16 protein-coding genes and 1 pseudogene are annotated in these 20,163 nt (G+C 45.4%); 11 read left to right on the top strand and 6 right to left on the bottom strand.

Features of this window, described 5'->3' with window-relative positions:
- Position 1: 1 nt before the first annotated feature.
- The 5 genes from ACFQZR_RS21790 (at position 2) to ACFQZR_RS21770 (ending at position 2,570) form a co-directional block, all read left to right on the top strand.
- Positions 2 to 394, top strand: a complete 393-nt coding sequence (locus ACFQZR_RS21790) for a phage holin family protein (RefSeq protein WP_018755865.1) — start codon at positions 2 to 4, stop codon at positions 392 to 394.
- Positions 395 to 589: 195 nt separating this feature from the next.
- Complete coding sequence (locus ACFQZR_RS21785) at positions 590 to 877, top strand: Dabb family protein (protein WP_379349835.1); 288 nt, start codon at positions 590 to 592, stop codon at positions 875 to 877.
- 159 nt (positions 878 to 1,036) lie between these two features.
- On the top strand, positions 1,037 to 1,471 hold the full coding sequence (locus ACFQZR_RS21780; protein WP_018755862.1) for a DUF86 domain-containing protein: 435 nt from the start codon (positions 1,037 to 1,039) through the stop codon (positions 1,469 to 1,471).
- Positions 1,472 to 1,568: 97 nt separating this feature from the next.
- Complete coding sequence (locus tag ACFQZR_RS21775; RefSeq protein WP_379349832.1) at positions 1,569 to 2,222, top strand: helix-turn-helix transcriptional regulator; 654 nt, start codon at positions 1,569 to 1,571, stop codon at positions 2,220 to 2,222.
- 84 nt (positions 2,223 to 2,306) lie between these two features.
- Positions 2,307 to 2,570: a YqkE family protein gene (locus ACFQZR_RS21770; RefSeq protein WP_379349830.1), complete on the top strand. Its 264-nt coding sequence runs from the start codon at positions 2,307 to 2,309 to the stop codon at positions 2,568 to 2,570.
- A 127-nt stretch (positions 2,571 to 2,697) separates the two neighbouring features.
- Here ACFQZR_RS21770 and ACFQZR_RS21765 read toward each other — a convergent pair whose 3' ends face one another.
- Positions 2,698 to 6,684, bottom strand: coding sequence for an endo-beta-N-acetylglucosaminidase (locus ACFQZR_RS21765; protein ID WP_379349828.1), 3,987 nt, complete (start codon positions 6,682 to 6,684; stop codon positions 2,698 to 2,700).
- Between the two features lie 492 nt (positions 6,685 to 7,176).
- Between ACFQZR_RS21765 and ACFQZR_RS21760 the strand changes: the two are divergent.
- A pseudogene (locus ACFQZR_RS21760) lies at positions 7,177 to 7,381 on the top strand (transposase); the annotation flags it as partial.
- 79 nt (positions 7,382 to 7,460) lie between these two features.
- On the opposite strand, the gene ACFQZR_RS21755 reads toward ACFQZR_RS21760, so the two are convergent.
- Positions 7,461 to 10,337, bottom strand: coding sequence for an endo-beta-N-acetylglucosaminidase (locus ACFQZR_RS21755; protein WP_379349826.1), 2,877 nt, complete (start codon positions 10,335 to 10,337; stop codon positions 7,461 to 7,463).
- Between the two features lie 66 nt (positions 10,338 to 10,403).
- On the opposite strand from ACFQZR_RS21755, the gene ACFQZR_RS21750 reads away from it, so the two are divergent.
- The 3 genes from ACFQZR_RS21750 to ACFQZR_RS21740 all read left to right on the top strand — a co-directional run bounded on the left by ACFQZR_RS21750 (position 10,404) and on the right by ACFQZR_RS21740 (position 12,081).
- Entirely contained in the window at positions 10,404 to 10,547 is a 144-nt protein-coding gene (locus tag ACFQZR_RS21750; RefSeq protein WP_379349824.1) for a hypothetical protein, read from the top strand.
- Positions 10,548 to 11,247: 700 nt separating this feature from the next.
- Entirely contained in the window at positions 11,248 to 11,727 is a 480-nt protein-coding gene (locus ACFQZR_RS21745; protein ID WP_379349822.1) for a DUF948 domain-containing protein, read from the top strand.
- 18 nt (positions 11,728 to 11,745) lie between these two features.
- Positions 11,746 to 12,081: a YtxH domain-containing protein gene (locus ACFQZR_RS21740; RefSeq protein ID WP_379349820.1), complete on the top strand. Its 336-nt coding sequence runs from the start codon at positions 11,746 to 11,748 to the stop codon at positions 12,079 to 12,081.
- Between the two features lie 98 nt (positions 12,082 to 12,179).
- Here the strand turns inward: ACFQZR_RS21740 and ACFQZR_RS21735 are convergent, their stop codons facing one another.
- The 4 genes from ACFQZR_RS21735 to ACFQZR_RS21720 all read right to left on the bottom strand — a co-directional run bounded on the left by ACFQZR_RS21735 (position 12,180) and on the right by ACFQZR_RS21720 (position 17,433).
- Entirely contained in the window at positions 12,180 to 12,470 is a 291-nt protein-coding gene (locus tag ACFQZR_RS21735; protein ID WP_379349818.1) for a hypothetical protein, read from the bottom strand.
- Between the two features lie 25 nt (positions 12,471 to 12,495).
- The gene (locus ACFQZR_RS21730; protein WP_379349816.1) at positions 12,496 to 14,805 is read right to left on the bottom strand and encodes a thiamine pyrophosphate-dependent enzyme; all 2,310 of its coding nucleotides are present in this window, start codon (positions 14,803 to 14,805) and stop codon (positions 12,496 to 12,498) included.
- Between the two features lie 28 nt (positions 14,806 to 14,833).
- Positions 14,834 to 15,841, bottom strand: coding sequence for a 2-oxoacid:acceptor oxidoreductase family protein (locus ACFQZR_RS21725; RefSeq protein ID WP_379349814.1), 1,008 nt, complete (start codon positions 15,839 to 15,841; stop codon positions 14,834 to 14,836).
- A 557-nt stretch (positions 15,842 to 16,398) separates the two neighbouring features.
- Positions 16,399 to 17,433 (bottom strand): phosphodiester glycosidase family protein, encoded by a 1,035-nt coding sequence (locus ACFQZR_RS21720; RefSeq protein WP_379350941.1) that lies wholly within the window; start codon positions 17,431 to 17,433, stop codon positions 16,399 to 16,401.
- A gap of 446 nt (positions 17,434 to 17,879) precedes the next feature.
- On the opposite strand from ACFQZR_RS21720, the gene racE reads away from it, so the two are divergent.
- Both racE and ACFQZR_RS21710 read left to right on the top strand, forming a co-directional pair.
- Positions 17,880 to 18,689: a glutamate racemase gene (gene racE, locus ACFQZR_RS21715; protein WP_379350939.1), complete on the top strand. Its 810-nt coding sequence runs from the start codon at positions 17,880 to 17,882 to the stop codon at positions 18,687 to 18,689.
- A 149-nt stretch (positions 18,690 to 18,838) separates the two neighbouring features.
- The gene (locus tag ACFQZR_RS21710) at positions 18,839 to 20,044 is read left to right on the top strand and encodes a M14 family zinc carboxypeptidase (protein WP_379349812.1); all 1,206 of its coding nucleotides are present in this window, start codon (positions 18,839 to 18,841) and stop codon (positions 20,042 to 20,044) included.
- Positions 20,045 to 20,163 lie beyond the last annotated feature (119 nt).

The following is a 20,163-nucleotide window of genomic DNA, read 5'->3' as shown; positions in this document are numbered from 1 at the left end:
ATTGAACCAAATCGCTCTGAATACGATTACCGGCATTGTTGGTTCCGTCGTGACTTTTGCTTTTGGGGGGTGGAGTCAATTGCTCACATTTTTTCTAGTCGCCATTACCGTAGATTACATCACCGGCGTTGCAGCATCGCTTCGTGAGGGACAAGGTTTGAACAGTAATACGGGGTTCTGGGGGATCGCGCGCAAAGTATTCATGCTCTTCATTATTATGTTAGGGCACCAGATGGATCTATTGCTAGAGACCGATATCATTATGTCGGGTGCGATATATTTCTACTTAGCGAACGAGTTGATCTCGATTACAGAAAATTATGGACGATTAGGGCTTCCGCTGCCTCAGAAGATTCGCGACATGATTCAGATTTTGAAGCAGAAGGACAAATGACACGTAAGCAATAGGGCTGCTTGATCCTTGATCGAGCGGTCATTCTTTTGTTTCCGGGGTCCCCCACCAAGTACCTGAATCGACCTCGAAGTCAGTCCCCACTTTGTGGGGTCATTTTGTGCGTGTTTCTGGAAAATGATTGGTGTATAATAGGTAATATTCCACAGTTTGCAACAGGTAAAGGAGCGATTGGTTATGATTCGACATATTGTATTGTTTAAATTAAAAGACCGTTCACAAGAGAGCGTGGAGCGTACTGCGAGTGTACTAAGAGCCATGGAAGGTCAGATCCCAGAACTCAAGAGCATTGAAGTGGGGAAAGATGTGATGCATTCCGATCGGTCTTACGATATCGCCCTGGTGACGACTTTTGATTCCCTTGAAGCACTTGCAGCATATAACGTTCATCCAGAACACCAGAAGGTTATCGCGCATATGGCTGAAGCACGCGAGAGCTCCATCAGCTTGGATTATGAAGTATAGGAAAGTAGGGAAAGCAGCATGAGTGATTTGAAAGATGTTATGGAAGCCTTTGCAGTTGTTCTTGAGATTGTCGTTGGTTTCCTCGTAATCTTCTTCTGGTTGAAATGGAAAGGCAAGCGGAAGAAGCAATCCTAAGCCAGAGAATGGGAGGCACTTGCCGTGTACTATGTGAATCGTGAGCAACTTGAATTACGGCTGCAATGTATTCCTTCGATCGCGGAAGCGATGCGTGAGATTGGAGTCAGCTGGGATGGCAGCAAGGTTCAAGGCCTTGCGCAAGAACGAGCACTGCATCTCGCCATTGAGACCGTCACAGATGTTGGAAGCTATCTGATCGATGGATTTATTATGCGCGATGCGAGCAGTTATGAGGATATTATTGAGATTAATGCAGAAGAACAAGTATTCCCACGCGAGTTGACACCCGTGCTAATAGAGCTTGTACGTCTGCGCAAACCGTTAGTGCAAGAATATTATGCGTGGCCTAGCTTGGAGCTACATCCCTTTCTAGCGGTACTGCCTGATGTACTGGAGACCTTCGCGTCATCCGTGCGGCAATATGTCGAGCGGGAATTAGGGGCGTTCCAATCGTAAATGTGCAGGATACTGCGAACTCGTATTTTTGATACATAAATGTTTACTAATTTACTTATGTACTAAAATACGTTACAATACGCCTGAGGTGGTACGTATGTTAAGAGCGGAGCAAGAGACATCAACACGGCGTGTTGTTCTTACATTGTTGAAGACGAGGGGCGGACTCCTCGTTAGTGAGCTAGCGAAGTCGCTGCAGATCACGGAGATGGCAGTGAGACGCCATTTAAATACATTAGAACGAGACGGGCTTGTACGAAGCACGCTTGTTCGGCAATCGATAGGTCGTCCAAGCTTGGTGTATGAGTTAACGGAGCTGGCGGACAATCATTTTCCGAAGAACTATCAGAATTTATTGCTGGAGCTGCTGCAGGAGCTGGAAGAGAATCATGCCGAGGATCCGGAGGCTGGACAAGCGATGGTGAATCGATTGTTCGAAGGGCGTAAGGCGAAGCTGCTTCGCAAATATGCCCCGCGAATGGAGGGCAAGGATCTGAACGAACGGTTGGCTGAGCTCACCGAGATTCAGAGCACGAACGGATATATGGCAGAGCTCATGCAAGGCGAGCAAGGTGAATATTTGCTGCATGAGCATAATTGTCCGATCACCCAAGTCGCCCAAGTCTATCAGCAAGCTTGTCAATGTGAGCTGGCCTTATTCAAGGAACTGCTCGGCACCGAAGTAGAACGAACCGAATGTCTCGCCAAAGGCGGACTACGATGCACTTATCGAATTCATTCTTCTAATTAATGCAAGGAGGTCTCCACGAGGCCTCTTTTTTCATGGAATCTGTTATAATAGTACGATGAAATGTTCAAGATGAGGTGATAAAGGATGGCGAAGAAATCGAGACAGACGCGGCCAGCTCAAGCAGCGGCAGCTCAAGATAAGCCAGCTACCTTGAAGGATCTCCTCGATCCGAAGGTACTCGAGAAGCTGAAAGCGCAGGCCAATGATCTTAAGCAGGAAGAAGAGGACCGGAAGGCTGCGAAACGGAAACAGGAAGAGGAAGCGCGGAAAGCAGAACAGAAGCGCAAAGAGAACGACTTCGAATATTTATTGAATAATACGAAGCAAGATTGGAAGCAGTATAAATAATTTCGGTACTCGCACAAAACGCGATTCTTCGGAGTACGGGGGAAATTCCCTCGGTCCGGGGGATCGCGTTTTAAGCGTTGTTAAGAAGGAGGACAGCATTCTGCCATCCTCCCAATTTTACGCCGTATTAAATAGATTCTAGAATTCTTCTAGCTACCATAGACAGATCGGTGATATCAATCTTACCATCCCCGTTGATGTCCGCATGCTTCACTTGATTCCAATTTGGATCTGCCGAAGTTCTGCCGTAATATTGAGCCACGATGGCTAAATCGCCTATAGAAATCTTCCCGTCTCCATTGATATCTTCAAGCATCCGCTTCACAACCGAGTCTTTGAATGTTTGCAGTGATGTACTTAAGTCAATCAACGCTTGATCAATCTGCTGCTGCGTCGCATTCTCATTGTCCACAACCGCTTTAGCCTTATCGATCGCAGCTTGCAGAACCGCTCTCGTGCCGATCGGATATTGCCCCGGCTTCGTGCCTTCTACTGCACCGTCATGCGTACGTTGCGCTTCATCAACCAAAGCCTTCAGCTCATCCTTCATCACTGCGGCAATGATCTGGATTCTGTGAGATGCATCAGCTAATTGGGTTTCTGCTCCCTCATTGTCAGCGACAGTCATTTTAGAGAACGTAATCGTTGCTGAATCGTTCTGTGACAAGGATTTCGCTTGCCAGTTCAGCTTTAGCAGCTTATCATCCGATGTCACACCTTTTCCTTCGCCTAAACTTACTGCAACCAAATGTACTTGACCTGACTTACGATCTTGATCCACAATCGTGAATCCTTCCTTCATGGAATCCGCAGATACGAATTCTACTTTCGTCGGATCATAGGTAATCGTCAGGTCTTGCGCGTAAATAGCACCTTTCACCTGCTGCAATCCGTAAGTCAAATCAAAAGAAGCACCGGCTCGAACCGTGTCATTGCTAAGCAATACTGCCTGCATTGAATCCGCCGCAGTAGCTGCATTTACTGTGACACTTATGCTTGTCGTTAAGACGACATTGTTCGGATTCCCGACCCCTTCCGGCAAGGTGACGGTTCCATCTACCGTGAAAGTCTGTTCTGCCTTTTGGCCTGGATTATAGTTAGAAGTCTCAACTTTCCAGGCCACAAGGGCATTCATAGGGCCTGCATCCGTAACGAGTTCTACTGTCGATGGCAACCCTAGGGCTACGGCCGTCTTGGCCGTGCCGTTCGTTACGCCTGTGATGTTTGCTGGAGCTGTCATCTTAACTAGTTTAATAACTCCGTATGGAACTTGTACAGGCTTAGACTTATTACCGTTAAAGTCCTCCAATACGACCTCAATAAATCCTGAAGTTCCCGATACTGGAATGGATGTCAAATCGTCAACACCACGAATAGCATAGGCTCTTCCATCTTTGAATGTAATCTGTTTGCCGTTTTGCCAAGCATATAAATGCCACCAGTCATAAGATGTTGGAGCGGATAGTTTTACTCTCGTTCCTTTCAATATTGCAACGCCTTCATACACATCGGCATGATCATCTTTAAGCACACCCGTATGATCTGCATAACTAATCACAAGACCGTCAGCGTTCAATAAAGAAATTCTAACAGTATATGCACTTCCGTCTGTAACAGGAATTTGAATCTTCGCTTCATTAGTTCCTTGTTCTAGTGTCGTAGAATACCCTTCTTTATTGGAATAGTTGAAAGTTACATCTACTTTTACCTTTGCATACTGAATGGCTGGCGTTTCCCAAGTGACATCAATTGACCCAACATTTTCAGTTGTATTGATATTTTTCACTGTTTTAGAGAAATCATTCTCGACAACGGCTGCTTTGCTTTCTCTTCCATCCACACCAACGGCTGTTACTTTGATTTTAATAAGACCTTGCGGGTTATACAAAGACTTGATATAAAATCTGTCATCATAAGTTCCGCCTAAGAAGATTTCTGTGCCATTCTCATATTCTGCATACACATTGTATCGCTCTACTTTGCTGTAATCATCTAAATTCCATGAAATATACATTTCAGACGTGTCAAAGGACTTATCAATCTTTAATCCTGTTGGCGCAGCAGACTTAGCAACTGTACCATCTGTAATTTTAATTTCGCCTACGTTAAATTGATAATTTTCAATCGTTCCTTGCTCAGGCGTGAAAGCTAGACCGAAAGAGGCTAATGTTCTACCTGCAAACGGAGATAGATCAAGATTTTTCTGATCCCATCCTTTAGTTGTTTTGTTAGCACCGCTAGGAATGTCAATGTACTCTACTTTGGATGGATCGTCTTCAAAAATCAAACCAACTTTCACACTGCTCGCATCCGTTGCAGAAGGCTTGTTATAAGTAATGTTTAACTTCGAAGAATCTTTAATATCTAATTTCGTTTTGTATAAACGAACAAAGTTCGTTGCATCCAGATCGCCGTAAATCACTAAAGAACTGCCGCCTTGATATCCGCCAAGCTGCGTATAATTATATCCTGAGCTATATTTCTTTCCATAGTCGAAATCTACTTTTAATCGAGTGCCGTCTGTATCAATCCACCACTGCCATGTTGGAAGAATATCTTGAATGTTGATGTTCGCCCATTCATTGGGATTCGAAACTTTACCATCAATATAGTATTCCATTCCATGTCCGGTATTAAAGTATGTATAGAAGTTGGAACCATCGATGACAGATCTTTCAGAAATATATGCGGCTAGACCTGGCCATGTCTTATATTGTTGACCTTGGTTTGGTTTTCCGCGATTAGGGTCATTGGCTGTTTTTACAGGATCTGGTGTCGCAGTTAATACAGCTTGTGCCAATTGATTTTGTGTCATCCCTGCTGAAGCAAGCGTTCCTTTGCCCCCGTTATACGTAGGAGCATTGGCAGCACCTGAGAACCATGTTCTTTCTCTTTGCGCGATATATTTATAATATTCTGGGTTTCCGCGTCGATTTTCCGTGTACTTATTCGGTCCCGAATGGCCAAAGAGCTGTTCATCCAGGTGATCAAATACCGTTGAAGCCCCTAGCGAGGCGATGCCTGTTCTTGGAACTAAATTTTCATCATACGTGTTGTATAATGCTCCGCGAGTTCCGCTAAATCCGGTTTGACCCGCTTCAAGCGTATTAAATACTGTATTTCTTGGATCTAAGCCTAATGCTTTCATCGATGCCACAGATCCGTCTACATTTGCCTTGCTTGGGTCTGGATTCATATACAAGGAGTGAGCGGCAACGGTCTGATCTGTTGGATCTTTGATCCAGTTGCTGAACACGGATGCATCTTTATTGTAATAGTCAATACTACCCCATGAACTTTGATTATTCTGCCCATACCGGTTGGAAGCGTAGACTTGAATATAAATCCCCTGGGATGTCATGGAGCGGATAAAATCTTCATACACGGGCATAAAGCTGGCTGGCAGAGCTTCTTCCGCATTCACGAAGTACCCGTCAAATCCGTAATACTTCGCAATTTCAACGAGTTTGTCCGCGACAGGGAATCTTCCATTCTTATCTTTATAAATAAAGTCATCGGTATGTTCGTTTCTTGGGAAGAAAATACATCCAATTGATTTAACACCGTTTTTGTGAGCCGCATTGGTATACGCTGGATTTGGAATATTCAACACACCAAACTCATATTCACGCTGCCACCAATCTGCTTCAGGATTAAATAATGAATCCGGTGTGGGGTTTGTCACTACACCATGCCAGGATGCCGTATAATCTACGTACTGCCAGAAGTTAAATAAATATAGCGCAAATTGATCATTATAGATCGTTGGGTTGAAAAATTCGTTGCCATAATCACCTGTTAAGAGGAGACTTTGAACTTCCTGATCCAACATAGGATTAGCCTGCGTTGGTTTAAAAGGTTCATTACGATTCTGAAGTGGCACTTTCGCTCGCATAAAGTCATAATATTCATCGTTTTCAGGTGTCCAATCCACAATATTTTGTTTGCGATGTCCATGGTAGACAGGTTGGTTTTTCCCCTTGAAACCTTGTTCACCAGGACGCGGTGGCAGCGTATCGCCGCCGGCTTGTACGATCGTAGCATTTAGCATCGTACCAATAGTTAGTACGGATGCTAAAAAAACCACAAAACGTTTCTTCAGTTTCCCATTCATAATCGCTTGCTCCTTTTTTGATTGTTTTATATAAAAGCGATAGACGCTTCTATAGCAAGGAATACGATGAAACGCTTACAAAATTTAAATTGGGAAGGGGAATACGGCATTATTTTTGCGTCTTCTAGGGCGATCTGTCTGCAACCACAAGTGAGGTGTTTGAGTGCCGATCATCGATTCTATTCTGGGAGGAGTTCTTCTGAACAAGGTAACTGACTGGCGGGTCATCGTTGGTATTCTTTTATTATAGAATATTCGATAATACCGGAGAAGATCACTAAGATTTGATCTATATCGGCAGTTCGGAATGGTCGAAGTACAAACTTCCGTTTTCAAGAGTTTTTCAGAAATGGGCATGTCAAAGGCTGGGTTTGACGCTTACTGAGATTCTAAAGGCGGAGCAGCTCCGTACCATTAAGGTCTAGAATAGCGGCGTAAAGGCATTAAACGGCGTAAATCTGAAGGTAAAGCAAGCAGAGATCCATGCGTTATGACGAACGGATCGTACAAGAAACGCAGGTAAACCTGGCCTACAAGTGGGTATATTGGGATCAATCCCGAAGACACGGTGCCTGACGCTTCACAGCTGTCTCGGTTTCGAAATCATCGATTAGGTGCAAGCCAGTTTGATGACGTTCTGATGCATGTCGTTCGCCAATGCATCGATCAAGGCTTAGTGAAAGCAAAGCCATTTCTACCATAATAAAAACTCGCTTTCCAGTTTATATAATCATAAAAAGGAAGCGAGTTTTTATCACTTTAAATAAAACCTTTAATTATTCATTGGTAAGAGCTGTTCCAAATGGAACTTGTACAGGCTCAGACTTATTGCCGTTAAAGTCTTCTAATACGACCTCAATAACACCTGAAGTTCCCTTCACTGGAATGGATGTTAAATCATCAATACCTCGAATCGCATACGCTCTTCCATCTTTGAATGGAATCTGCTTGCCATCTTGCGAGACATATAAATGCCACCAGTCATCGGATGTTGGACCTGATAGTTTCACTTTCGTTCCTTTCAAGGTTGCAACGCCTTCATATACATCTGCATGATCATCTTTTAGTACACCTGTATGATCTGCATAACTAACCACATTACCCTTAGCATCCAACAATGAAATTCTAACGGTATATGCGCTTCCATCTGTAATTGGAATTTCAATCTTCGCGTCATTTGTTCCTTGTGCTACTTTCGTTGAATATCCTTCTTTATTGGAATAGTTCAAGGTTACATCTAGTTTTACGTTAGCATATTGAACTGCTGGCGTTTCCCAAGTGACAGCGATCGATCCAACATTTTCAGTTGTATTGATATTTTTCACCGTTTTGGAGAAATCTTTCTTAACAATTGCTGCCTTGCTTTCTCTTCCATCCGCACCAACGGCTGTAACTTTGATGTTCACCGTACCTTGCGGGTCATACAAAGACTTAATATAATATCTGTCATCATAAGTCCCGCCTAAGAAGATTTCTGTGCCATTCTCATATTCTGCATACACATTGTATCGCTCTACTTTACTGTAATCATCTAAATTCCATGAAATATACATTTCAGACGTGTCAAAGGACTTATCAATTTTTAATCCGGTTGGCGCACTAGCTTTAGCGATGGTACCATCCGTAATCTTAATTTCACCAACATTGAATTGATAATTTTCAATCGTTCCTTGCTCAGGAGTGATAGCTAGTCCGAAAGAGGCTAATGTTTTACCTGCATAGTTGGATAGATCCAGATTTTTCTGATCCCATCCTTTTGTCGTTTTGTTAGCACCGCTAGGAATGTCAACATACTCCACTTTAGAAGGATCATCTTCGAAAATCAGACTAACTTTCACGCTGCTTGCATCTGTAGCTGATGGTTTGTTATACGTAATGCTTAACTTGGAATAATCTTTAATGTCTAATTTTGTTTTGTATAAATGGATAAAGTTCGTTGCATCCAGGTCACCAAAAATTGCTAGAGAGCTTCCTCCATTATATCCGCCAAGCTGCGTATAATCATTTCCTGCACTATATTTTTTCCCATAGTCGAAATCTACTTTTAAACGAGTGCCGTCTGTATCGATCCACCACTGCCATGTAGGGAGAATATCTTGAATGTTGATGTTCGCCCATTGGTTGTTATTCGACACTTTACCGTCAATGTAATATTCCATACCATGTCCGGTATTAAAGTTCGTATAGAAGTTTGAACCGTCGATTACGGATCTTTCAGAAATGAATGCGGCTAGACCTGGCCATGACTTATATGGTTGACCTGGGTTTGGTGTTCCACGATTAGGGTCATTAGCTGTTTTCACAGGATCTGGTGTGGCATTTAATACAGCTTCTGTTAATTGTTCTTGTGTCATGCCAGCTGAAGCTAATGTTCCTTTGCCCTCATTATACGTAGGAGCATCGGCAGCACCTGAAAACCATGTTCTTTCTCTTTGCGCGATATATTTGTAATAATCTGGGTTTCCACGTCTATTTTCCGTGTACTTATTCGGTCCTGAATGGCCAAAGAGCTGTTCATCCAGATGATCAAATACCGTTGAAGCTCCTAGCGAAGCGATACCTGTTCTTGGAACCAAATTTTCATCATACGTGTTATAAGTTGTACCGCGAGTTCCGCTAAATCCGGTTTGACCCGCTTCAAGCGTATTAAATACCGTATTTCTTGGATCTAAGCCTAATGCTTTCATGGATGCCACAGATCCGTCTGCCATTGCCTTGCTTGGGTCTGGATTCATATACAAAGAATTAGCTGCAATGGACGCATCTGATGGATCTTTGATCCAGTTGCTGAACACGGATGCATCTTTATTCGCGTAGTCAATTTTACCCCATGTGCTCTGATTATTCTGTCCATACCGGTTGGATGCATAGACTTGAATATAAATCCCTTGGGATGTCATGGAGCGGATAAATTCTTCATACACCGGCATAAAGCTGGCAGGCAAAGCTTCTTCCGCATTCACGAAGTACCCGTCAAACCCGTAATACTTCGCAATTTCAACGAGTTTGTCCGCGACTGGGAATCTTCCATTCTCGTCTTTATAAATAAAATCATCGGTATGTTCTGTTCTTGGGAAGAAAATACAGCCTATTGCTTTAACACCGTTTTTGTGAGCCGCATTGGTATACGCTGGATTTGGAATATTCAACACACCAAACTCATATTCACGCTGCCACCAATCTGCTTCAGGATTAAATAATGAATCCGGTGTTGGGTTTGTCACTACACCATGCCAGGATGCCGTATAATCTACGTATTGCCAGAAGTTAAATAAATATTGTGCGAATTGATCATTATAGATCGTTGGATTGAAAAATTCGTTGCCATAATCTCCTGTTAAGAGAAGACTTTGAACTTCCTGATCCAACATAGGATTAGCCTGTGTTGGTTTAAAAGCTTCATTACGATTCTGAAGCGGCACTTTCGCTCTCATAAAGTCATAATATTCATCGTTTTCAGGTGTCCAATCCACAATATTTTGTTTGCGATGTCCATGATAGACAGGTTGATTTTTCCCCTTGAAACCTTGTTCACCAGGACGCGGTGGCAGCGTATCGCCGCCGGCTTGTACGATCGTAGCATTCATCATCGTACCAACAGTTAATACGGATGCTAAAAAAACCACAAAACGTTTCTTCAGTTTACCATTCATAATCGCATGCTCCTTTTTTGATTGTTTTATATAAAAGCGATAGACGCTTCTATAGCAAGGGAGACGATGAAACGCTTACAAATTGGGAAGGGGGAATACGCTATTGATCAATTCCTTGCTCAAGGCGACATCGAACATATCTTGTTTGCCGTTACCGTGAGGTTGAGCTTCTGGAGCGAATTTGTCCGCAGCCACAAGTCCGGTGTTTGAGCGACGAGCATCGGTTCTTTATGTAAGCGTATACAGTTTTCCGTCAAAGGTAGCTGACTGAAGCGCCATAGGATCCAACTAGAAAATGTTCTTCACAGCTGGTGTTATATTCATACTTTTTTATAGGCCATTGTTGTTAATTATAAAATCGATTGAAGACATCAACTAGTTTCCATTTATTACTTTTGTGTCTTACCTTTACTCGTTTTGATTTCTTTTGAGCGAGAAAAGATTACTATTCGAGTTAACGCGAGATGAAATGGCTAACGAATCGTATGGGGCTTATTCGCCTTAAATTTGAGTTTCTTTCGAGCTAACGAACTCCAGCGGCGTTATTCGGGTCAAAAAAGGCGAAGTGGCGTGCATTTGCCGGAAATAGCGTCATTGGTGTTCGTTAGAGTTAGAAAACGTGTGATTTCAGCTTAATAAGTACACCTGAGTTCGTTAGAACCGTGGCATGCATTGTCTTTAGCTGTTCGACTGCGCGGCCCCTCGGGTGATCGTATTGTAGTTAGTGTTCAGCGAGGAGAATTCGGCTAACGAAGAGAACGAATCGCGTGAACCGCACGCCGCGCAAGGCTTTTGACGAAAGTTCAATAATTTTGGTTTGTCCGCTGTGTCAAGTCAAGCCCAATCTACTTATACTGTCATTAGAAAATGGGCATTCGCCCGGGAACAACGTGAATCGAGGTGATCGTGGATGGTTGAATGGAGTGTTGTGAGTATGGCGGTTGCATTTGTCATATTGGTCAGCGTGGCTATCGTCGTGCTTATTACGGTAAGAAATACGGTGCTTCAGGCGTATGTAACGATTCTTCAGCTACAGCGGGATACGGCGGCGCTAGGCCGGGATGTATCCGTCTTCGTCCAAGATGCGCAGCAGACAGCGGCGATGGTGAAGCGACAAGTGGATGCATTTGAACCGTTCTGCGATTCTATCCGCGAGACAGGGGAGACGCTGCGGTATGTCTCGTCCTCGGTAACCTCGGTCACGGAAGCGTTGACGTCCTCTGCCGTATCGCATGTCAATCGTGCACACGCCAATAACATTGAGCGGATTGGCGATATGTTCGATTGGATGGATTTAGGCCTTGGATTGTGGGAGAAATGGCAAGCCGTGCGCCCAGCGAACGCGGAATCCCGAGCTGCGAAGCCAAATGAGAGTAAAGAAGGATCATAATAAAGGAGCGATGACAACATGTCAGAGAAAAGAAAAAGCTTTCTGTTAGGTGCATTGGTAGGGAGTGTTGTTGGTTCAGTAGCGGCGCTACTGCTTGCACCCAAGTCTGGGCGCGAATTGCGCCAAGACATTAAAGAAGGAGCGCACCAAGTAAGTGAGAAGACGACTAATGTGATCAAGCAAGTTGGTGAACATACATCGGGATGGGTTGAAGCAGCGAAAGACAAAGTGAACAATTTACGCGAGTGGCGCCAAAATCGCCGTCAAGAGGATGAAGAGACATTTGCGCAAATCGCTTCAAGTAAAGAAGACGACAAAGTAGAAACACGTGAACTCGATGAAATTCTGAAGTAACATGCGGGGAACGTGAAGCAGGAAAATTGGAAATATGAAAAGAGCAGCAGCCCTGTTAGTAAAGGGACTGCTGCTCTTTGGTCTATATACGGTTATTTTTACGCGAGGACTTCGACATATGGCCGTCCCTCTGCGCCAAGGAAACAGTTGTATTTTGGACTGTTTTTTAACTTCACATTACACAATTTCAGGACCTGTTCATCGACTTCCAGCAGCGACCAAGTATCAGCGTCCAACATATCATGCGATGCAAGGAAATCAGGAAGCTCCGCCTTGGCAGCTTCCTTATCTTCCCAATATTTCGCCCCGTAATAAATCAAGTCATAACCATTACGCTGCAGACAAGCATAGATCTGATGTGTTGCGGTATGGTGGAGTACGAAAGGCACGAAGGGCAACTCCTCTCGTTATACGTTATAGATACGGATTCTCATGCTTTGCGAGCAGGATCTTCCACCGGCGCTCCACTTCAGTTTCAAAGGCTTTGAGCGTCTCAACGTGTTCCGGTTTCGTAAGATGTCTCGTCTTACCCATTGTCTTGAGCCAATCGACGATAGGGACCCTCTTATCCTTCTCATCAGGGTTGTACGTGATCGTCGTAACGCCATGCTCGACCTCGTAGAGCGGGAAGAAGCATGAACCGACGGCTGCGTCGATAATTTCCGTACCGAGTTCATCCTCGGACAACCAGTTGAGCGGGCATGTGATTAAGATTTTACCATACACAAGGCCTTCATTCTGTGCATAGTACTGCGCTTTTGCCGCTTTCTTCACAAGATCCTGCGGGAAAGCTTCTGAGCCGGTGAACACATACGGAATATGCGTAGCAGCCATAATCTGCGCGGTATCTTTATGATGGAAAACTTTTCCAGCGCGCACGGAACCGATATTAGAGGTCGATGTCCGATGACCCATCGGTGTCGAATAGGAGAGTTGTGCTCCTGTATTCATATAGCCTTCATTATCGTATTCCAGAATAATCATCTTATGATTGCGAAGCGCTGCGCCGATCGCAGGTCCCATGCCGATATCCATACCGCCGTCGCCTGTAATCATGACGAAGGTGAAGTCATCCTGCAGATTCAAGTGATCGAGTTCGCCTCTGCGCTTCCGTTCCCAGAACATTTCAACGACACCGGAGAGGGTGGCTGCACCATTCTGGAACAAGTTATGAATATACGTCGCTTTGTGCGAAGAATATGGGTAGCCTGTCGTAACAACCATCGCACATCCCGTATGGAATAGAGCGACGATATCGCCTTCAATGCCCTTGAAGAACAATTCCAAGCCGGAGAAAATACCGCAGCCTGGGCACGCTCCATGGCCCGGAGCAATCCGCTTCGGTTTCTTCGTTAGCGAGCGGAGCGGTGGGATGCGTACGCTTAACTTGCCTGTCTCTTCGTCCTTCTTCACCGTAATGAGACCTGTCTTCAAATCTTCGAATTTCATCGGCTTCAGCACACGCTTCGGTGATTTGGCAGGGTCTCCTGGTGTATGTCCGTAATAATCGAACGGTTTGTCGACCACGCCATTATTCATGGCATCGATCGCGAATTGGAACAGATTATGGCCGTCTTCGGCATAGAAATCTTTGCCGCCAAGACCATAAATTCGACTGATGACGAGCGTATCTCGGTTGCCATGGGTGAAAAGTGCGGCTTTGATCTCATTGACCATGTTGCCGCCGTGCCCGCCGTAAGAATCAGCACGATCACCGACGGTGATCGCCTTCACGTTCTTCAGCGCTTCAGCAATGGCGCGTTGCGGGAATGGACGGATCATGTTCGGAGCAATGGAGCCCGCCTTGATCCCTTGCGCACGCAGTTGATCCACGACATCCTTGATAATCTCCGAAGCGGAGTTCATGAGGAATACAGCGACTTCTGCATCTTCCATGCGATACTGATCGAGGATTGGATAGTCACGGCCTGTAAGATCCGCGAATTCCTTGCGCACGCGGTCATAGACATGTTCTGCATTGTACATCGCCATCGATTGCTGATAGCAGTTGTTAATGTAATCCGGCTCATTCATATAAGGACCAACAGTAATTGGATTGTTGCGATCCAGTGTATCAGGGTAGCCGACGGGCGGCTGAGCGCCTATAAATTGATGTACATCTTCGCGATTCGCGAACGTCTGAACTTTGCGTTTCTGATGCGAAGTGAAGTAACCGTCGGATGCGACGAGCACAGGTAGACGAACTTCTGCATCTTCCGCGACCTTGAGTGCCATAATATTCATATCGTAGACCGCTTGCGGATCACGACACATCAGAATGGGCCATCCTGTATTGAGGGCATAATATAAATCCGAATGATCTCCATGAATATCAAGCGGTCCGGAGACGGAGCGGCAGACAAGATTCATGACCATTGGGAATCGGGTCCCGGATTGTACCGGCATTTGCTCGATCATGTAGAGGTAGCCGTTTGCGCTGGTTGCATTGAACACACGACCGCCAGCTGTGGAAGCGCCGTAGCATACCCCTGCGGAGCCATGTTCACCGTCAGCTGGGATTAACACGATATCGTGCTGCCCGTTCGACTTCATTAGATCTAGAAATTGAGCGACCTCCGTTGACGGAGAGATCGGAAAATAACCCATCACATGATAATTAATTTGGTGCGCCGCATAGGCAGCCATTTCGTTGCCGGATTCATACACGACACGCTGCTCTACTTTGGCAAGTCCTGCTTGTTCTTTGGACAAATCAATAGACAATGTCGATTCCACCTTTCTGGCATGCAATTTAATGGACTGCTAGGTCAAAACGATGCGGCGTACGGTGCTCGTCTGCATAACCATCTTCTTCTCTAGCACTGCTGAGCGCATCTGTTGGACAAGCTCTAACACATTTCAGACAGCCTTTGCAGTATTGATAGTCAATCCCTTGCAGGAACATCTGCGGACGGCCTTTCTTATCCGGCTGTTCTTCCCATACGAAGCAGAAGTCAGGGCATACATTATCGCAAGCTGCGCAGTGGATGCACTTATCATCGGCGAAATGAGGCATCATCCCTGCACGCGAGATACTCAGATCCTTCAGAATGCTGTTCCCTGGATTCGTAATCACGCCACCCATCGGCTGCGTCTCGTAACCGAGCATAGGTGTATCCTGGCGCACAAAAGCTGGCATTTGCTGACCAACAGGCAGTTCAAATGTCTGGAAAGTTACTTCATTAAAGCCTCTTTCGAAAGTTTGGAGTGCAGGACCTACAGCTTGTGGATACTTCTTCTCGAGGGATTTGCGAATAACAGATTTCATGGCTTCGGGGTCTAGGAAGTCGCATAGCCGGAAAAGTGCGCCTAACATCGCCATGTTCGTGCGGTTCTTCTCTTCTAGTGAAATGCCTGTTGCATCGACGACGGCAATCGTACCGCCCAAGAGCTTCATCTTCTCTTTCAATTGCTCAGGTGATTTATTCGAATTTACAAGTACGAGACTGTCTTCATAGATGCCGCTGATGACATTGACTGTTTTGGATAACGATTCGTGGAAAATGCCTACAACATGCGGCCGTTCCACAGGCGACGTATCTCGGATATTCGTATGGTTGTCGCAAAACCGGATGTGTGCTTTGACGGGAGACCCTTTTTTCTCCGATCCATAGGATGAGAAGCTTACGCCGTTTAGTGAGGCGCCTGTAACTCCGGCCTCCGCCAGCATTTTCCCGGCCAAGTTCGCGCCGAGACCGCCGATGGATTCCAGCCTAATCTCGAAAAATCCTAGTTCATTTAATTTGGGTAAAGTAACCATCCTATTACTCCCTTCTAGAATAAGATTTCAACTCTTATATTACCAGTATTTCTCAAGTGTTCAATAGCTTTCCCATCGTCCTTGAGAATCTTTTAGTGAGTGTTCAAAAAGTCGGCTTTTCAGCACCGAGAAGGTTGCGAGAACCCGAAGCCAGGCTTCCGAAGTGAGTTTTTCTTCGAAAAACTTTAGGAGGAACGGAATTTAGGCAAAACCTAAATGAGTACCTAAAGTGTTTCTGAAGGAAACACACTCCGTAAGCATAAGCTGTTCGAGGGTGAACGCGAGATTCGATGTCGAATTTCGCTTCATGAAACACTTCGTGATCAAAAGATGACTTTTTGAACTACCTCTTTTAGAGCAAAAAACCTCTAACCGGGTACAGGGTAGAGGTCGCCGTTAATCTATTATATTAATGATGTTTGCGGATGTTGTCTGTAAATTTTCACATTGACAATTTCTACGATGTTAGAACAGTAGGAGATGACAGTAGAACGAAAAAAACCCATAGGATTCTTGATCCTATGGGCTCTTCGATCATTTTATAACGGATAAGTGCATTACCACTTGGATGGGTCAATTTTATGCGGATCGAGTCCTTCCCAAATATTCGGAATGTCGACCTTCTCCGGATCATTGAAGACAAGGAATGCTGTTGGCAAATACCGCTCTCCATGCTGGCTAGAAGGGGAGTTGACAATTTCATTATCCTTTACAAGTACGGTAGAAGACCCACCGTCCAGATTTGCTGCAATTACCGCGCCATTCTCGAGCATGATGTTCTGACAATCATAGAGATTGGCACCAATACTATGGGCTTGACGGCCATCGATAACAAGGAATAGGATCGTGCCGTCGGCACGTTGTCCCATGACGGTCCGAGGTGCAATGCCCCAACCGTCGGCCGCGTTCTTCACAAGACCTTTGCCATTCACGATAATGCGGGGTTGGAAGGTCACGGCTTCCTTCACACCCATCTCTTGAAGCTGAGGGATCGTATAGTTCCCGGCAACCATTCGACCATTCTTATCAATGCCGACGATCTGGGTTTTCTTCTTATTACTAATCCCGCCGTCATAATAAACTTTCCCGTCGGCGATAACAAGTCCAATCGGCTGGAATCCATTCCCTTTCCAGTTCGGATCGGCGAAGCCGCCGGCATTAACGCCTGCGATGGCACCCGTACGTTTCACCATGCTGGTTACTTTCTCCCCGCGTCCGACGCGATTTGGGACCCCGATTCGGATCTTGGTTGGATCATTCACAATCATAAGGTACCCGCTGAAGCCCGCACCGCTGACCGGCTTAATCTCCACCAAGTCTCCCGATTTCTTCCCGCCAATGGAAATGTTCTGATCGTCTTTCTCATCACCCATACCTTCAAACCTTTTGTTATATTCCGCAACGCGGTTTTGGAGTGCTTCTTCTCCAATAATATATTTCGCCCAGTGGCGATGTTGTGTCGTGATCAGTGTATCTGCGATGAGCATTCGGACGTTCGTCCCGGATGGTGTGAAGAAGAGCCATGCGCCACCGAGCGAACCGACGATAAATAATGTAATGAAAAGATTTTTTATAAAACGACCAAAGGTCATACGTTTCTTTTTGCTTGTAAGCTGTTGCTTCCTCGCTCGACGGCTTGGGGCAACAGGCTGCGATTGTCGCTGTGCCGTCTGAGTTTGCTGTCTCAATGGTAAGACTCCTTTCAGATCATGATAGATTTTGGATCTATACCATTATGACGTATTTTCGGGTAAAAAGGTTCATTAAAATTTTGTCATTTTATTTGGTAAATGTTTTTTGATAGGCAGGTGCGATGCGATGAATCTGAAAAACGTTGTGCTCCCGTAGGAGATGCGGTGTGTGATGATGTATTTTATTGGAATTTTGTGGAAATTACACCGTGTTTGCTTGAACCTAACCCCGTTTTGAGCTAATATTTATTGATTCATGTTACGTGGTACATTTCGACCGATAGATTCATATTCTATGAGAGGGGATTCCCTGTAACTGACATTCTATAAGAAGGAAGCGTGTGTTCGTGCAGCAAGCCATCGCTATACTAGATTCCGGTGTGGGAGGATTAACCGTTGTTAAAGAAGTTATGAGGCAGCTTCCACGGGAGAAGATCATTTATTTTGGAGACACTGCCCGCACACCCTATGGACCGCGTTCGTCGGAAGAAGTGTTGTTATTTACACAGCAAATTGTCGAGTATCTCATTCAGTTTCAACCTAAAATGATTGTCATTGCTTGCAATACGGCGACAGCCGTGGCGCTGGAGCAGATTCGGGCGATGGTCAATGTCCCTGTCGTAGGCGTTATTCATCCGGGGGCAAGAGCCGCGATTAATGCGACAGAGACCGGTTTTGTCGGTGTCATCGGCACAGAAGGTACGATTCGCAGTGGTGCCTATGTTCAAGCCTTGCGGGAGATTTCACCGCATATTGAGGTCGTTAGTGAAGCCTGTCCGAAATTCGTACCTCTCGTGGAAAAAGGAATGTTCAATGACGAGGTGACGTGGAAGACCGTCAAGGAATCGCTAGAGCATCTTCGTTACAAACCCATTGATTGTTTGATTCTTGGTTGTACGCATTATCCGTTTCTAATGGAACCTATCGCTGAAGTGATGGGGCCGAATGTTAAGCTGATTAGCTCCGCAGATGAGACGGCGCGTGAGATCAGTACGATCCTATACCAATACGGACAGTTAGCCAAAGTAGATGACGTGCCTGTTCATCAATTCTTCTGCAGCGGAGAACCGAAGATATTTCAACAAATTGCCCAAGAATGGCTAAGAGAGCATTTGGAGACTGCGCCAGTTGTATGGCAAGTGCCGAATTTTTTGTGAGAAAAAAGAGCCGGTAGCGGATTCGTATGATACGAGCGCTGCCGGTTTTTTCGTGCTGATTCAGTAAGGATCGTTGACATAATGGATGCAACTCTCTCATATACTTCATGGAACCAAAAGTAGATTTGGATGGACTAGGAGGGGGAACAATGGCTATTCCATATATCGTTCAGCAGGGAGATACGTGGCTTCGTATTGCTGCAAGGTATGGGATTCATATCACAGCGCTTCATATGGTGAATCCGCAGCTGCAAGAAGCACCGTATATTATTCCTGGACAAGTTATGTACATTCCGTTCCGGCCGGATAACGTCTATCTGATCCAAGAACGAGATACATTCTATGAAATTGCAAGGCGATTCCATGTGCCGATTCAGCAGCTCCTAAATGCAAATCCTTCCGTTGATCCACGCCATCTGAAAATAGGTCAAAGTATGATCATTCCGCTGACGAAGAGCGGGGAGATTATTCGCGTGGATGCGGAGTATGGTCCAGCACAATTGATGGAGGACAGCGCTAGATTGTGTGAGCAATATCCATTCGTTCGAAGATATATTATTGGCTATAGTGTGATGGGGAAACCGATCATTGCCATGCGTATCGGCACAGGGGATCGCAAAGTCCATGCGAATGGGGCGGTTCATGCCAATGAATGGATCACGACGCCCATTCTCATGAAGTATATTGAACAATATGCCAAAGCCTATCGGACGGGCGGTTCTTGGGGCAGCATGGATCCGCAAGAATGTTATCAGCGCAATTCATTGTGGGTTGTTCCGATGGTGAACCCGGATGGCGTAGAGCTATCGCAAGAAGGAATCAATTCGAGTCACCCCTATTATCGATCTCTGCTGCATTGGAATGGCGGGTCCTATCAGTTCACACGTTGGAAAGCCAATATTCGCGGCGTGGACCTGAATGATCAATTCCCGGCACATTGGGAGGAAGAACGAGATCGAAGAGGGAAGCGTGGACCAGGTCCGAAGGATTATACGGCGGAGGGACCGCTGATGGAACCTGAAGCGGTCGCATTGGCGGAGTTCACGAGAGCGCATCAATTCGATATGGTCTTATCCCTACATTCGCAAGGTGAGGAGATTTATTGGAATTACCGGGACTATGAGCCGGCAGAATCGGAAGCGATTGCGCGAAGATTTGCACAAGCAAGCAGTTATCGTTCTGTGAAGCTGAGCGGCAGCGATGCGGGGTATAAGGATTGGTTCATTCAGGAGTTTCGCAAGCCGGGCTTCACGATTGAAGTCGGTATGGGGATGAATCCACTCCCGATTCAGCAATTCCAGAGTATATACCAGGACGTATCCGGGATATTAACAGAGGCGTTATGTTGTTCGTGATGAACAGCATAACGCCTCTTCACTGTTAGGGAGAGCTATCCTTACTATTGAAGACAATACTGCCTTCGAATATCGACAGTAAGCTGCCGACATTGCAAGCGCTACAGGCTAGTTAGCGC

Source organism: Paenibacillus sp. GCM10027629 (assembly GCF_042676425.1).
Lineage (GTDB): Bacteria > Bacillota > Bacilli > Paenibacillales > Paenibacillaceae > Paenibacillus_K > Paenibacillus_K terrigena.
This window is presented reverse-complemented; position numbering and strand designations above follow the sequence as displayed.

Bases quoted from the DNA above. Each gene is read 5' to 3' on its own strand.
- ACFQZR_RS21770 (WP_379349830.1), top strand. From the start codon at position 2,307: ATGGCGAAGAAATCGAGACAGACGCGGCCAGCTCAAGCAGCGGCAGCT.
- ACFQZR_RS21745 (WP_379349822.1), top strand. From the start codon at position 11,248: ATGGTTGAATGGAGTGTTGTGAGTATGGCGGTTGCATTTGTCATATTG.
- ACFQZR_RS21755 (WP_379349826.1), bottom strand. From the start codon at position 10,337: ATGAATGGTAAACTGAAGAAACGTTTTGTGGTTTTTTTAGCATCCGTA.
- ACFQZR_RS21775 (WP_379349832.1), top strand. From the start codon at position 1,569: ATGTTAAGAGCGGAGCAAGAGACATCAACACGGCGTGTTGTTCTTACA.
- ACFQZR_RS21740 (WP_379349820.1), top strand. From the start codon at position 11,746: ATGTCAGAGAAAAGAAAAAGCTTTCTGTTAGGTGCATTGGTAGGGAGT.
- ACFQZR_RS21750 (WP_379349824.1), top strand. From the start codon at position 10,404: ATGAAACGCTTACAAATTGGGAAGGGGGAATACGCTATTGATCAATTC.
- ACFQZR_RS21785 (WP_379349835.1), top strand. From the start codon at position 590: ATGATTCGACATATTGTATTGTTTAAATTAAAAGACCGTTCACAAGAG.
- ACFQZR_RS21720 (WP_379350941.1), bottom strand. From the start codon at position 17,433: ATGACCTTTGGTCGTTTTATAAAAAATCTTTTCATTACATTATTTATC.
- ACFQZR_RS21710 (WP_379349812.1), top strand. From the start codon at position 18,839: ATGGCTATTCCATATATCGTTCAGCAGGGAGATACGTGGCTTCGTATT.
- ACFQZR_RS21725 (WP_379349814.1), bottom strand. From the start codon at position 15,841: ATGGTTACTTTACCCAAATTAAATGAACTAGGATTTTTCGAGATTAGG.
- ACFQZR_RS21765 (WP_379349828.1), bottom strand. From the start codon at position 6,684: ATGAATGGGAAACTGAAGAAACGTTTTGTGGTTTTTTTAGCATCCGTA.